Origin of the sequence: Thiosulfatihalobacter marinus (genome assembly GCF_016019955.1) — a bacterium.
Taxonomy (GTDB): Bacteria; Pseudomonadota; Alphaproteobacteria; order Rhodobacterales; family Rhodobacteraceae; genus Shimia; species Shimia marinus_A.
Genome location: NZ_JAECRZ010000010.1, coordinates 91,923 through 105,615, shown reverse-complemented (window position 1 = coordinate 105,615; position 13,693 = coordinate 91,923). Strand labels below are relative to the sequence as shown.

Annotated in this window: 10 protein-coding genes; 6 read left to right on the top strand and 4 right to left on the bottom strand. The window is 59.0% G+C overall.

Annotated features, from left to right (window positions below; genetic code table 11):
• Positions 1–63 precede the first annotated feature (63 nt).
• From I3253_RS14800 to I3253_RS14775, 6 genes are all read left to right on the top strand, one after another.
• The gene (locus I3253_RS14800) at positions 64–783 is read left to right on the top strand and encodes a GntR family transcriptional regulator (protein WP_197918683.1); all 720 of its coding nucleotides are present in this window, start codon (positions 64–66) and stop codon (positions 781–783) included.
• Between the two features lie 76 nt (positions 784–859).
• A complete protein-coding gene (locus I3253_RS14795; RefSeq protein ID WP_197918651.1) occupies positions 860–2,248 on the top strand; it encodes an aspartate aminotransferase family protein in 1,389 nt (462 codons plus the stop codon).
• A gap of 233 nt (positions 2,249–2,481) precedes the next feature.
• Entirely contained in the window at positions 2,482–3,585 is a 1,104-nt protein-coding gene (locus I3253_RS14790) for an ABC transporter ATP-binding protein (RefSeq protein WP_197918650.1), read from the top strand.
• A 73-nt stretch (positions 3,586–3,658) separates the two neighbouring features.
• Complete coding sequence (locus I3253_RS14785; protein ID WP_197918649.1) at positions 3,659–4,747, top strand: extracellular solute-binding protein; 1,089 nt, start codon at positions 3,659–3,661, stop codon at positions 4,745–4,747.
• A gap of 94 nt (positions 4,748–4,841) precedes the next feature.
• The gene (locus I3253_RS14780) at positions 4,842–6,116 is read left to right on the top strand and encodes an ABC transporter permease (RefSeq protein WP_197918648.1); all 1,275 of its coding nucleotides are present in this window, start codon (positions 4,842–4,844) and stop codon (positions 6,114–6,116) included.
• A gap of 6 nt (positions 6,117–6,122) precedes the next feature.
• A complete protein-coding gene (locus I3253_RS14775; RefSeq protein ID WP_197918647.1) occupies positions 6,123–7,334 on the top strand; it encodes an ABC transporter permease in 1,212 nt (403 codons plus the stop codon).
• Positions 7,335–7,774: 440 nt separating this feature from the next.
• On the opposite strand, the gene I3253_RS14770 is transcribed toward I3253_RS14775, so the two are convergent.
• The 4 genes from I3253_RS14770 to dapE form a co-directional block, all read right to left on the bottom strand.
• Positions 7,775–8,968: a lytic murein transglycosylase gene (locus I3253_RS14770; RefSeq protein WP_408647833.1), complete on the bottom strand. Its 1,194-nt coding sequence runs from the start codon at positions 8,966–8,968 to the stop codon at positions 7,775–7,777.
• Positions 8,969–9,372: 404 nt separating this feature from the next.
• A complete protein-coding gene (gene rnr, locus I3253_RS14765) occupies positions 9,373–11,625 on the bottom strand; it encodes a ribonuclease R (protein WP_197918645.1) in 2,253 nt (750 codons plus the stop codon).
• Between the two features lie 92 nt (positions 11,626–11,717).
• Positions 11,718–12,290 (bottom strand): TIGR04282 family arsenosugar biosynthesis glycosyltransferase, encoded by a 573-nt coding sequence (locus I3253_RS14760; RefSeq protein ID WP_232237084.1) that lies wholly within the window; start codon positions 12,288–12,290, stop codon positions 11,718–11,720.
• Between the two features lie 28 nt (positions 12,291–12,318).
• On the bottom strand, positions 12,319–13,464 hold the full coding sequence (dapE, locus tag I3253_RS14755) for a succinyl-diaminopimelate desuccinylase (RefSeq protein ID WP_197918643.1): 1,146 nt from the start codon (positions 13,462–13,464) through the stop codon (positions 12,319–12,321).
• Positions 13,465–13,693: the final 229 nt, after the last annotated feature.

The window sequence follows — 13,693 nt, the reverse complement described above, 5'->3', positions numbered from 1 at the left end:
GTATTAAGAGCGGCCACCGGATATGATGCCCAGGAAGCAAAATGGAGAAGGGTGATCGCACAAATGGAAGGCAGTTTTTCGGCCGCGCAAAAGCCCCCATACACCGGTGAAACCCTTAAACGGGTTCCGGTTCATCAGCAGGTGTATCTTCAGCTGCGCGAGGCTGTTCTGTTTGGCGAATTGACACCTGGCGAAGCGGTGACGATTCAGGGTCTGATCGAACGTACAGGTGCCGGCATGACCCCCATTCGCGAGGCGATTCGCCGACTGACCAGTGAAGGCGCGCTGGAGTTTCGGGGCAATCGGCGCGTGTTGGTGCCGATGTTGACGGTGGATGTGATAGACGAACTGATCTTTTTGCGTGAAATGCTGGAACCGAAGCTGGCCTCGCTGGCGGCCGAACGCGCCACGCAATCGGACATTGATGAGTTGGAAGCCCTGGATGACGGTCTGGACGATGCGATCGCCCAGGGCGATGTCGGCGCTTATCTTCGCTGCAATCATGCGTTTCACGCAAAGCTTTATTCTATTGCCAAGGCACCGATCCTGACCGAAGTCGCCGAAGGCCTGTGGCTTCGGTTCGGGCCATCGATGCGCGTGGTTTGCGGGCGGATGGGTACGCAGAATCTGCCTGACAATCACAAGATGGCCCTGGACGGATTGCGTGCGGGCGATGGGACCGCAACGGCCAACGCGATCCGCGAGGATGTTTTGCAGGGCATGGAACAGGTGCGAGTGGCCATGGAAAATGCCGGACTTGTGGGCGAACCGATTGACACGTGAAAATTTGATCATATTCTGCCGGTGAATGCGCGGCCCCATTTGGGTCGGCTTTGAGTCTGGTCAGATGAGGATCACCATGAACATGATCACCAACCACATGCCAACTGCCGAGCTTCAGGCATTGGATGCAGCCCATCACATGCACCCGTTTTCGAACCAGGCCGAGCTGGCCGGGCGCGGTGCGCGGGTCATCACCCGGGCCAAGGGCGTGACGCTGACCGACAGTGACGGCAACGACATCCTGGATGCCATGGCCGGTCTTTGGTGCGTGAATATCGGCTATGGCCGCGACGAGCTGGCCGAAGTCGCGGCGCGCCAGATGCGCGAGCTTCCCTATTACAACACGTTCTTCATGACCACTCATGTGCCGGCGATCGCATTGTCGGCCAGGCTGGCCGAATTGGCGCCGGGCGATCTGAACCACGTCTTTTTTGCCGGGTCTGGATCTGAGGCGAACGACACCAATATCCGAATGGTACGGCATTATTGGTCGGCCAAGGGCAAGCCGGGCAAGAGTATCATTATCTCGCGTCAGAATGCCTATCACGGGTCAACGCTGGGCGGTGCCAGCCTGGGCGGTATGATCCCGATGCATCAGCAGGGCGGGTTGCCCATCCCGGACGTGCATCATATTTCACAGCCGAACTGGTGGGCCGAAGGTGGCGACATGTCGCCCGAGGAATTCGGCCTGGCGCGCGCTCAGGAACTGGAAAAGGCCATTCTGGAACTGGGAGAAGAGCGCGTTGCCGCCTTCATCGCCGAGCCGGTGCAGGGTGCCGGTGGCGTGATCGTACCACCGGACAGCTATTATCCCGAGATCCAACGCATCTGTGACAAGTATGAAATCCTGCTGATCGCGGATGAGGTGATCTGTGGCTTTGGGCGCACGGGGAACTGGTTTGGGTCGCAAACGGTGGGGTGGCGCCCACATATCATGACCATCGCAAAGGGGCTGAGCTCGGGCTATGCGCCGATTGGCGGGTCGATCGTGTGCGATGAAGTGGCGGAGGTGGTTGGCGCCACCGAGTTCAATCATGGCTACACTTATTCGGGGCATCCTGTTGCGGCGGCGGTTGCGCTGGAGAACCTGCGGATCCTGGAAGAAGAAAACATCATCGGCCATGTGCGCGATGTGGCGGCCCCTTATCTCAAGCGAAAATGGGAGGCTTTGGCCGATCACCCGCTGGTCGGGGAGGCAAGGATAGTGGGCATGATGGGATCGATCGCGTTGACGCCAAACAAGGCGGCACGTGCCCCATTTGCCGCGGATGCCGGTACTGTGGGGCTGATCTGTCGCGAATTCTGTTTTGCCAACAACCTGGTCATGCGCCATGTCGGTGACCGAATGATTATTGCGCCGCCGCTGGTTATGACGACCGACGAAATCGATGTGATGATCGCCCGGGCCACCCGCGCGCTTGATCTGACCCTGGACAAGATCAGGGCGGATGGGCTTTACGCCTGACTATTATTTCAGCACGCCCCCGGCGGAAACGGGGGCGTGCCTTGCATTTTCTGCCCGAAAGCATCCCCACTTCCGGCGCAATCGGCGTTGAAGTGTCGCAATTTGACCATGAAGCCCTCAATTGCCAGTTAACCTGCCTTTTTGAGCCAATGTGTTGCACTCGCATAGGTGTGTGTGTTTACATTCAGGCATAAGCGCGGGATCAGCCGCCGTTACAAAACAGGGAGCCGGTTTTGGCCGATGCGACTGCAAGCGACGCGTTCGTAGAGTTCGAACGCGTCCAAAAAAGCTATGATGGCGAGACGCTCGTCGTCAAAGATCTTAATCTGACGATGCCAAGGGGCGAGTTTCTGACAATGCTTGGCCCGTCCGGGTCGGGCAAGACGACCTGCCTGATGATGTTGGCCGGTTTCGAAACCGCAACTCATGGCGATATTCGCCTTGGCGGCACGTCGATCAACAACATTCCGCCGCACAAGCGCGGTATTGGAATGGTGTTTCAGAACTATGCGCTGTTCCCGCACATGACCATCGCGGAAAACCTGAGTTTTCCGTTGGAAGTGCGCAGGATCGGCAGGTCCGACCGCGAAGCGAAGGTGAAGCGCGCGCTTGATATGGTCGAGATGGGCGCCTTTGGCGGGCGACGCCCGGCGCAATTGTCGGGGGGGCAGCAACAGCGAATCGCCCTGGCTCGTGCGTTGGTGTTCGAACCCGAGCTTGTCCTGATGGACGAGCCGCTTGGCGCGCTGGACAAACAGCTTCGCGAAAAGATGCAGTTCGAAATCACAAATCTGGCGCATGAGTTGGGCATCACCACCGTCTATGTGACGCATGACCAGACAGAGGCGTTGACGATGTCTGATCGTGTCGCCGTGTTTGATGACGGGCGTATCCAGCAGCTTGATCCACCTGACACGCTTTACGAAGAGCCCAAGAACAGCTTTGTCGCGCAGTTCATCGGTGAGAACAATACGCTGGAAGGAATGGTCAAGGAGATCAACAACGGGCTGGCCCTGGTACAGCTTGATGATGGCGAACTGATCGATTGCCAACCCGTGCACGAGTCGGTCAAACCCGGCGCGCGCACCCGTGTATCGATCCGTCCGGAGCGGGTTGAGTATAACAAGGATCGACTGAAAGAAGGCGTTCACACGCTAAAGGCGGAAGTTAAGGAGTTCATCTATATGGGCGACATCTTCCGCACGCGACTTAGCGTTGCGGGCAATGACGAGTTTATCATCAAAACCCGAAACGCGCCGGATGTGGACCGTCTGAAGCCCGGGCAGCAGATTGAAATCGGCTGGCTGCCCGAGGATTGCCGCGCGCTTGACGCCTGAACACCGTCTGCGTGACGCGCCGGGGGTTTGCCCCGGCCTAACAACAAGCAAAGTTCAACAAGGAGAACCGAATATGAAAATCAAACTCACAGCTCTTGCCGTGGCTGGCGCGCTGATGGCCCCCGCGGCCATGGCGCAGGAAATGACCATCGTGTCATGGGGCGGCGCCTATTCCAAATCGCAGCTCAAGGCCTATCACGAGCCCTACTCCGAAAAGACCGGCGTCACCATCATCAATGATGACAGTTCCAACGAAGCGGTGGCCAAGTTGCGCGCCATGAACGAGGCGGGCAACATCACCTGGGACGTGGTAGACGTGGTTGCCTCGGACGCAATTCGCCTGTGCGACGAAGGCCTGGCCATGGAAATCGACGCCGATACCCAACTGGCCCCGGCGCCTGACGGCACTTCGGCTTCGGAAGATTTTGGCGATATGCTGGTGAGCGAATGCTTCATCCCGCAAATCGTGTACTCGACCACATTTGGCTATCGCACCGACCTGGTGGGCGACACACCGCCGGATGACATCTGCGATGTGTTCGACACCACGGCCTATCCCGGCAAGCGGTCGCTGGAAAAGCGTCCGATCAACAACATGGAATGGGCACTTCTGTGCGATGGCGTTGCCAAGGAAGACGTTTATGACGTTCTGGCCACACCCGAAGGGCAGGACCAGGCCTTGGCCAAGCTGGATACGATCAAGGATGACGTGATCTGGTGGTCTGCTGGTGCCGATACGCCGCAGCTTCTGGCGGATGGCGAAGTCATCATGGGGTCGACCTACAATGGCCGTCTGTTCTCGGTGATCGAAGAACAGAAACAGCCCGTCGCAATGCTTTGGGACGCACAGGTGTTTGACCTTGACGGATGGATCATTCCGGCCGGTCTGAGCGAAGAGCGCAAGCAGCGTGCGCTGGACTATATTTACTTTGCAACAGACACACAGCGTCTTGCTGATCAGGCCAAGTACATCTCGTACGGCCCGGCCCGCGCCTCTTCGGCGCCGCTGGTTGGCAAACATGCGGATCTGGGTATCGACATGGCGCCGCATATGCCGACCGATCCGAACAACGCCAAGAACACGTTCCTGTACAACTACGAGTTCTGGGCTGACTACCGCGACGACATCAACGCCAAGTTCCAGGCGTGGTTGGCGAAATAAGTCGCTTTGATACAATTGGAGAGGGCCGGGGAACGGCCCTCTCCCCAAAAGTTTTGGGCCATGGACCCAAAGTGCAAAGACCAACGGGGACGACATGACCGATGCATCCACTACGGGCGGGCCGATGCTTGCCGCGGATGGCACACCGCTGAAGAAAAGCCTGGCCCGCGCGCTGCGCTTGCAGAAAATGCGGGCGCTCGCCCTGATCGCCCCACTTCTCATATTTGTGCTGGTGTCTTTCATCATTCCTATCGGGTCGATGCTGTTCCGGTCGGTGGAAAACGGCATGGTCGCGGAGACACTTCCGTTGACCGTTGCAGAGCTGAAAAACTGGGATGCGGAATCCAATGAACTGCCGGACGAGGCGGTTTACGCGGCTTTCGTCGCCGACATGGTCGTCGCCATTGCCAACAAGGAACATACCCGCCTTGGTACCCGGCTGAACTATGAAAAAACGGGTATGTCGTCACTTTTTCGGAAATCGGGCCGAAAGATCAAGAACCTCGACCCGGCAACCGATGCGCCGTTCAAGGACAAAGTGATCGATATAGACAAGAAATTTGGTGATGTAGAGACTTGGGCCGTGATCAAAACCCACTCTGTCAAGATCACCAACGGATACTTTCTGAATGCCGTGGACATGCAACGCACCCCGGAAGGTGCCCTGGCGCAGCCGGAAGACAAACGTATCCTGATCCGGCTGTTTCAACGCACGCTGATCATGTCTTTGATCATTACCGGGTCATGTATCCTTTTGGGTTACCCGGTGGCGTGGCTTCTGGCGAATTTGCAGGCGCGAACGGCGAATATTCTGATGATTCTGGTGCTGTTGCCCTTCTGGACTTCCCTATTGGTACGCACATCGGCCTGGAAAGTGATGTTGCAGCAACAGGGCGTGATCAATGATGTTCTTGTCTGGATCGGGCTTGTCGCCGATGACGCGCGCCTGGTCATGATCAACAACCAGTTCGGCACCATCGTCGCCATGACCCATATTTTGCTGCCGTTCATGATCCTGCCAATGTATTCAGTCATGCAAACCATCAACCCGAGTTACCTGCGCGCGGCAAAGTCCATGGGGGCAACCAATTGGACAGCGTTCTGGCGGGTGTACTTCCCGCTGTCGGTGCCCGGCATCGGCGCCGGGTCGATCCTGGTGTTCATTCTGTCCATCGGATACTACATCACCCCGGAAATCGTGGGTGGGACCAAGGGTGTCTTCATCTCGAACCGGATCGCCTATCACATCTCCAGCTCGCTCAACTGGGGCCTTGCCGCCGCGCTGGGCAGCATTCTGCTGGCGGTCGTGCTGATCCTTTATTGGGCCTATGACAAGATCGTGGGCATCGACAACGTGAAACTGGGGTAAGGAAAAATGGCTGCACTCACACCCATCTCCCGCAAACCCCTCTCGCTGGTTTTGCCAACAGTCGCCGCCGCGGGCGGCCTTCTGGGCCTGTTCGTGGGCACCGCCAACGGCTCGGGCTGGCTTGGTATCGTCCTTGGTGGGGCGCTGGTAACGGTCATGGCGATGTTTTTCATAGGCGTGCTCAAGAACGAGCCGGTTTCCAGGTGGGTCTCCATCGCCTTTGTCGCGGCGTTGGGAATCGTTTTTGGGGGCATCCCCGGGGTTATTCTGGGCGCCGTATTCGGCTGGTTCTTTCACTGGTTCATATACTGGATCTACGAAGGGCGGTATCGCGCGCGTCTGTTGCCCTATCTGACTCCGGGTCAGGTGCTTTGGCATTATGCGTTCCGGGTGATCTGTGGTTCGATCTTTGTGTTCCTGATCACGCCAATTCTTGTGGTGATGCCGCTATCGTTCAACGCGCAGGACTTTTTTACCTTCACGCCGGAAATGCTGCGCTTTGATCCCGAAGGGTATTCGCTGAAGCATTATCGTGACTTCTTTACCAACAATGAATGGCAGCGCAGTTTCAAGAACTCGCTGATCATCGCGCCGATTGCCACGGTCATCTCGGTAAGCCTTGGCACGCTGGCGGCGATTGGCCTGAGCCAGAGCCATGTGCCAGGGCGGCGCGCCATCATGGCGATCATGATTTCCCCGATGATCGTACCTTTGATTATCTCGGCCACGGGCATGTTCTTTTTCTACAGCCAGATCGGCAACTGGCTGGAAGGCACATTGGGATTCAACAAGACCTTCGTTGGCTATATCAAGGTTGTGCTGGCTCATGCCGTGCTGGGCATTCCGTTCGTGATCATCACCGTCACGGCCACATTGGTGGGATTCGACCGGTCCCTGACCCGCGCTGCGGCCAATATGGGGGCAAATCCGGTGACGACATTCTTCCGGGTGCAGATGCCCCTGATCCTGCCGGGTGTGATCTCTGGCGGGCTGTTTGCCTTTATCACCTCATTTGACGAAGTCGTCGTGGTTCTGTTCGTCGGTTCGGCCAGCCAGAAAACACTGCCATGGCAGATGTTCACTGGCCTGAGGGAGCAAATCAGCCCGACGATCCTTGCCGTGGCAACAATTCTCGTGGCGATCTCGATTGGTTTGCTGACAACTGTCGAATTGTTGCGCCGCCGCTCCGAAAGGCTGCGCGGTATGTCGCCAAGCTAGGGTCAGGACCCATTAATCCTGCACCACTGGCGCCAAATCCACGAAATATCGGGGGTTTGGCGCGCGCCGGACATAGTGGCTCTATTTCCAAGCGTGCCAAGCCGCTGAGATGAAGTGGATTTGGCGTCCTGCGGATTTGACGGATTTGCCGCCTGACGTCCTTTCAATGCCTTGAAATAGAACCACTATTCCTGCGGCATTGTACGTAGTCAGACAGCAAATCTGTTAAACCAGTGGCGCAGGATTAATGGGTCCTGACCCTAGTAGTCGGGGTCATGGAAATGCGCGCGGTATCAGCGGCCGATGCCGGTGTCTGCATGCTGTTTCCTGGCAAAGTACCAGTCGAAATCGACACGGCCCTGAAAGGAAACCGGGGCTGCTTCCTTGCCGCGTCAAAGGCCAGGGTCCGTGGCCAGAACTGTCTGACCCTGGAAAACTTCCTATGATCGTAGTCTTTCAAGCAGGCTAAGCGAAGCATAGCCATCGGCGACAAGCCCGACAGATGCCTGGTATTGGCGCACGGCCTCGATCGTCAGAGGGCCGATTTTTCCATCAATCTTCCTTGTGTCAAATCCTTTGCCGGTCAGACGTTCTTGCAGTTCGATCCGCTCTCCAAAGGTAAGGGCGCGATCGTCCCTTGGCCAATTTCCCTGAATGGGTGGTCCACCGGCGATGCGATCCGCAAGGTGACCTACGCCAATCACATAGGCGTCGGCGGTGTTGTAGCTTTCCAGAACCTCGAAATTGGCAAAGATCAGGAAAGCCGCGCCTTTTGCCCCCGCAGGAAGCAGCACCGATGCGGGGCCATGATTGGGCACAGGGTTGCCCGCCATATCCAGAACGCCGATACGCGCCCATTCGGACGGCATTTTCGTGATTTCACGTCGTGCCTGCGCATAATCGAATCTGTCGGGAATCCGTATTTCAACTCCCCAGGGCTGCCCTGGAGCCCAGCCATTGGCGGCAAGATAGGCCGCAGTTGACGCCAGCGCATCGCGGGCATCGTCCGACCAGATATCGCGTTTGCCGTCGCCGGTAAAATCAACAGCATGTGCAAGGAATGACGTGGGCATGAACTGGGTATGGCCCATCGCGCCAGCCCAGCTGCCTTTCATCTGATCCAATTCGACATCGCCATTTTGAAGAATGCCAAGCGCCGCTGTCAGTTGGCTTTCGAAGAACGCGGCGCGCCGTCCGTCATGGGCGAGTGTTGCCATGGCTTCGATGACGGGGATTGTGCCCCGAAACGTACCATAGGCACTTTCCAGACCCCAGATTGCGACAATGATTTGCTTGTCGACGCCGTATTTGGCCTCAATCTGATCCAGCGGGGCACGATGACGGTTCAGCGCCACCTGACCGTTTCGAATGCGCAGGTCAGAGACTGCGGTATCAAGATAGTCCCAAATCGTCTTGGTGAATTCCGACTGGGTACGATCCTTTTGAATCACATCGGTATTGTAGCGTAGTCCGGCCATTGCCCGGTCAATGACATCGGGCCGAATGCCGGCTGCAATCGCGCGTGTCCGGTACTCTGCCACCCAGGCGTGGAACGCCATGTTTCCGGGTTCCCGGGGTGTGGATTCCGGGGGCCGTAGTGCCGGGCGCGGAGAGGAATCAGGTGCATTCGCCATTGCGGGTTGCCCAGTCCACAAAATGGTCAAAATGACCCCGGCCACCGCCGAACCGAAAAGCCGCATGATGTGCCTTTTGTATGTTTGCGCGATCGTAGCGCGAATACCGGGGCTGGAAAAGTGGCTCGGGGGAGATGGGCGCACGCAGTTCCCCTGGCCGGACGTGCAACAGGGCCGAAACACGAAGATGATCCACCAGAATGGCGCACAACGACACCAGATAAGGACGGGACCACTCGCGGGGCTTGCCCGGCGCAAGGAACCACGACCCTCGGGACAACCCAGTAAACGCCTGATGCAATCGCCCCATACAAGGCCGCAAATGTGCTGGCCGTTCGCTTGCCACAGGGTCACGATTCGCGGTGCGTTCCAACCTTGTGCAGCAGATAGTCTTTCCAAGAGCCTTAACGGCGCCGCGAAACCTTGCGTTTGATCTTGTCGGACTTGCGCTTGGCCTTGGTCGCCTTGCGCCGGACCGGGCCGCCTTTGCCACGGCCACCCGGGGCGCGCTTCAGGGGCGCGCCATCCAGCGACAGCAGTTGTAGTGCGATCCCACCCGTCACCGGCGCGGCCTCCGCAAGACGTACGGTCACAGGTTGGCCAAGACCTATCACCATACCGGTGTCGCTACCGGTCAGGGTGTTGTTTTCGCGATCATAATGAAAGTATTCCCGCCCAAGTTCGCGCATAGGGACAAGCCCGTCGGCCCCCGTTTCGTCGAGCTTCACGAACACTCCAAACCGTGCGATGCCGCTGATCCGACCGGTGAATTCGTTACCGATCCGTTCGGACAGGTAGGCGGCAAGGTACCGATCGGTTGTATCGCGTTCGGCCAGCATCGACCGGCGTTCGGTGTCGGAAATATGCGTAGCCGTATTTTCCAGCATCTCGATGCCTTCGGGCGAAAGTCCGTCATCGCCCCATCCATGGGCCGAGATCAGGGCGCGATGCACCACAAGATCGGCATAGCGGCGGATCGGAGAGGTGAAATGCGCATAGGATTGCAGCGCAAGTCCGAAATGGCCGAAATTCGCCGGGCTGTAATAGGCCTGGGTCATCGAGCGCAACGTGGAAAGGTTGATCAGTTCCGCGTCGTCCGAACCGGCCGCTGCGTTGAGCAGCGCGTTCAGGTGGCGGGTTTGCAGCACCTGTCCCTTGGCCAGAGAGTACCCGGCGGCAGAGGCGGTTTCGCGCAGCGCGTCCAGCTTTTCCTGGCTGGGCTCTTCATGAACGCGAAACAGCAGCGGTGACCTGGCCGCGATCAGGGTTTCGGCGGCGCAGACATTGGCCAGGATCATGAATTCCTCGATCAACCGATGCGCATCCAGGCGATCCCGGAAGTTCACGGAAGTGACCTGACCCGCGTCGCTCAGTTCAATGCGGCGTTCCGGCAAGTCCAGGTCAAGCGGCTGACGTTCGGCACGCGCCTTGGTCAGGGCCTCATAGGCCGCATAAAGCGGGGTGATCACGTTTTGCATCAAGGGTGCACATGCCTGGTTCGGTTGGCCGTCGCGGGCGGTCTGAACCTCGGCATAGTTCAGGGACGCAACGGACCGGATCATCGCACGGGTAAAGCGGTGCGCGATCTTCTTGCCCTTGGCGTCGATCTGAATGCGCACTGCCAGCGTGGGGCGCGGGACACCTTCGTGCAAAGAGCACAGATCGCCTGACAGACGGTCTGGAAGCATAGGCACAACCCGGTCGGGAAAGTAACTGGAATTGCCCCGCTTGCGCGCTTCGCGATCCAGCGGCGTGCCGGGCCGCACATATTGCGCCACGTCCGCAATCGCGACCCAGATCACATGCCCGCCGTCGTTTTTCGGATCATCGTCGGCATGGGCCCAGCAGGCATCGTCGTGGTCGCGCGCGTCTGCCGGATCGATGGTGACGAAGGGCAGGTCGCGCAAATCGTCGCGTTTGCCGAGGGGGGCGGGCCTGGCCTGGTCGGCCTGGGCGATCACGTCGTCCGGGAATGTATCGGGGATGCCGTGCTGGTGGATTGCAATCAGCGAAACCGCCCTTGGGGCGCTTGGATCGCCCAGCCGCTGGACCACCTTGGCGCGCGGCAGGCCCAGTCGCCCGCGTGGTCCACTTTGCTCTGCCTCGACAAGTTCGCCATCTTTCGCGCCGCCCGTATGTTCGGAAAGCACCTGCCATTCCTTGCCGTCGCCCTTGTCGATGGGAAGAATGCGCCCGCCCTCGGCGGTTAGACGGTAAACGCCCAGAACGCGGCGTGGATTGGTTCCGATCCGGCGGATCAGGCGCGCCTCGTATTGATGTGTCTCCCCGGTGGTTTCGGCGAGCCGGCCAAGGATACGGTCGCCTTCGCCAAGCGCGGGGTCGCTTGGGCGCGGGATCACGAGAACGCGTGGGGCGGGTCCGTCCCCGTGCCATTCAAGCGGGCGGGCAAACAGATCGCCATCCGTGTCCGGGCCTGTGATCTGCAACACGCAAACCGGAGGGAGCTTGTCCGGGTCGCGATAAGACTTGTTCCGCTTCCGGAGATGTCCGTCGGCCTCAAGCTCCTTGAGCAGGCGCTTGAGATCGATGCGTGCCGCGCCCTTGATGCCAAAAGCCTTGGCAATGTCGCGTTTCGAGGTGAGGGTCGGGTTGTCGGAAATCCATTCCAGGATTTCCTCTTTTGTGGGTATGCGCATGGCCCCCCCCTAGCACGCGCCGCGCGCGGGGTCACGGGGTTTGGGGGCTTTGCCCCCGTCGCGAGCAAGCTCGCGCCTCCCCCAGGATATTTTCAGCCAAAAGAAGGCGCGTGTCGCGCAAGATCGGCGGCGGTATCCACATCGTCCAGCGTGGCGACCATGGCAATCCGGTGAGAGGGTAATGTGGCGATTGTGTCGGCCAGCGCGTGCTGCGTGGACCAGCGCACGTTCCGGAACAGGGAAGGCGGCGCCGGTTTGGTGCGTTTCAATCCAATCAGCCAATAGCCGCCATCCGTTGCAGGCCCGAAGACAGCATCGAAATTGCCCAGCCGGTCAAAGGCCCGTGCGATATGATGACGCCGGATACCGGGGATATCGGCGCCGATGATGCAGATCGGACCGCGCGGAAGGGTGCGAAACTGACGCGCCATTCGGGTGCCTAGATTTCCATGACCTTGCGCAACTCGCGGGAGGTCAACGGGCCAGACGCGTGACTCAAGCCCGTCCTTGTCCGGTGTCACCGCAAGCAGCAACTCCCAGCGGGGATCGCGCAGGCGGCGCAGCAGGTCGCACGATTGATGCCGGAACCATGTGGCGGCGTCGATCATGCCAATCTCGTGGCCCAGGCGGGTTTTGACGCGACCGGGGCGTGGTTCCTTGACCATCACCACCAGGCGGTGGCGATAGTGGGGATCAGGCGAAATAGTCACGCAGAATCCGCGCATAAATGGCCTTGAGCTGGTGTATCTGGGCGACCGGGACGTTCTCGTCGACCTTGTGCATGGTTTTTCCGACAAGACCGAATTCGACCACGGGGCAGTGGTGCTGTATGAAACGTGCATCTGACGTGCCGCCTGACGTGCTGAGCACCGGAGTGCGGTTGGTTTCCGCGGCGACCGCCGCCGAAACAAGATCGGACAAGGGGCCCGGTGGCGTGATGAAGCTTTCGCCGGACACCGAAACCTTCATGGCGATGCCAACACCTGTTTGCGTGGCGACCGTGTCGGCCATGGATTGCAACCAGCTGGTCAGCGTTTCACCGGAATGGGCATCATTGAAACGGATATTGACGGTGGCACGGCATTCGGCCGGGATCACGTTGGTGGCGGGGTTGCCGGTATCCATGGTCACAACGGCGAGCGTGGACGCATCAAAATGATCCGTACCGTTGTCCAGCACATGGCTGGACAACTGGTCCATCAGCCGGGCCATGGCCGGAAGCGGGTTGTTTGCGCGGTGAGGATAGGCCGAATGGCCCTGTACCCCGGTGAAGGTGAACCAGGCGGTCAGGGAACCGCGCCGACCGATCTTCATCATGTCGCCCATCTCTTCCGGGCACGTCGGCTCGCCGACCAGGCAGACCGACATTTGCTCGCCCTGTTCGCTCATGTGATCCAGCAATGCGAGCGTGCCATTCACAGCGTCGCCTTCCTCATCCCCGGTGATGGTCAGCACGACGGCACCGTCTGGCGGGGTCTCGTGCACAAAATCCACGGCCGCGGCGACAAAGGCGGCAACCCCGGATTTCATGTCGGTAGCGCCGCGCCCATACATGATCCCATCGCGGATTTCAGCGCCGAAGGGATCAACCGTCCAGGCGGCCTCGTCGCCAACCGGGACAACATCCGTATGGCCATTGAACCCAAAGCTTTTGGGATGTGCCCTGGTGCCCCAGCGGGCAAACAGGTTCGAAATCCCGCCGCGATCCACGCGCGCGCACTCAAACCCGGCCTGCGACAGAAGGTTTTCCAGAAGCACCAGTGCACCGCCTTCGGTGGGTGTGACCGAAGGGCAGCGGATCAGGTTGGCGGTCAATTGGGCGGGATCTGTTGCGGGCATGTCTGTATTCCAGCGATCTGAAAGAGGGTTGATGTGTTTCTCGCACAGGCCAAAGATGTCTGAAAGTCACAAATGGGGCCGGATCATAGGGGTACGCCCACAAGTGTCTTAACAGGCGCCCTTTTTTCGTGTTTAGTGTGGTCAAACAATAAGACCGAGGCAGGTCACATAGCAGTTGAGCCAGGGGAAATGGCCAAAATCCGGAACGACGGCGCGAGATGCGTCGCGT

Bases quoted from the DNA above. Each gene is read 5' to 3' on its own strand.
- I3253_RS14780 (WP_197918648.1), top strand. From the start codon at position 4,842: ATGACCGATGCATCCACTACGGGCGGGCCGATGCTTGCCGCGGATGGC.
- I3253_RS14800 (WP_197918683.1), top strand. From the start codon at position 64: ATGGAAGGCAGTTTTTCGGCCGCGCAAAAGCCCCCATACACCGGTGAA.
- I3253_RS14770 (WP_408647833.1), bottom strand. From the start codon at position 8,968: ATGGCGAATGCACCTGATTCCTCTCCGCGCCCGGCACTACGGCCCCCG.
- I3253_RS14785 (WP_197918649.1), top strand. From the start codon at position 3,659: ATGAAAATCAAACTCACAGCTCTTGCCGTGGCTGGCGCGCTGATGGCC.
- dapE (WP_197918643.1), bottom strand. From the start codon at position 13,464: ATGCCCGCAACAGATCCCGCCCAATTGACCGCCAACCTGATCCGCTGC.
- I3253_RS14760 (WP_232237084.1), bottom strand. From the start codon at position 12,290: ATGGTCAAGGAACCACGCCCCGGTCGCGTCAAAACCCGCCTGGGCCAC.
- I3253_RS14775 (WP_197918647.1), top strand. From the start codon at position 6,123: ATGGCTGCACTCACACCCATCTCCCGCAAACCCCTCTCGCTGGTTTTG.
- I3253_RS14795 (WP_197918651.1), top strand. From the start codon at position 860: ATGAACATGATCACCAACCACATGCCAACTGCCGAGCTTCAGGCATTG.
- rnr (WP_197918645.1), bottom strand. From the start codon at position 11,625: ATGCGCATACCCACAAAAGAGGAAATCCTGGAATGGATTTCCGACAAC.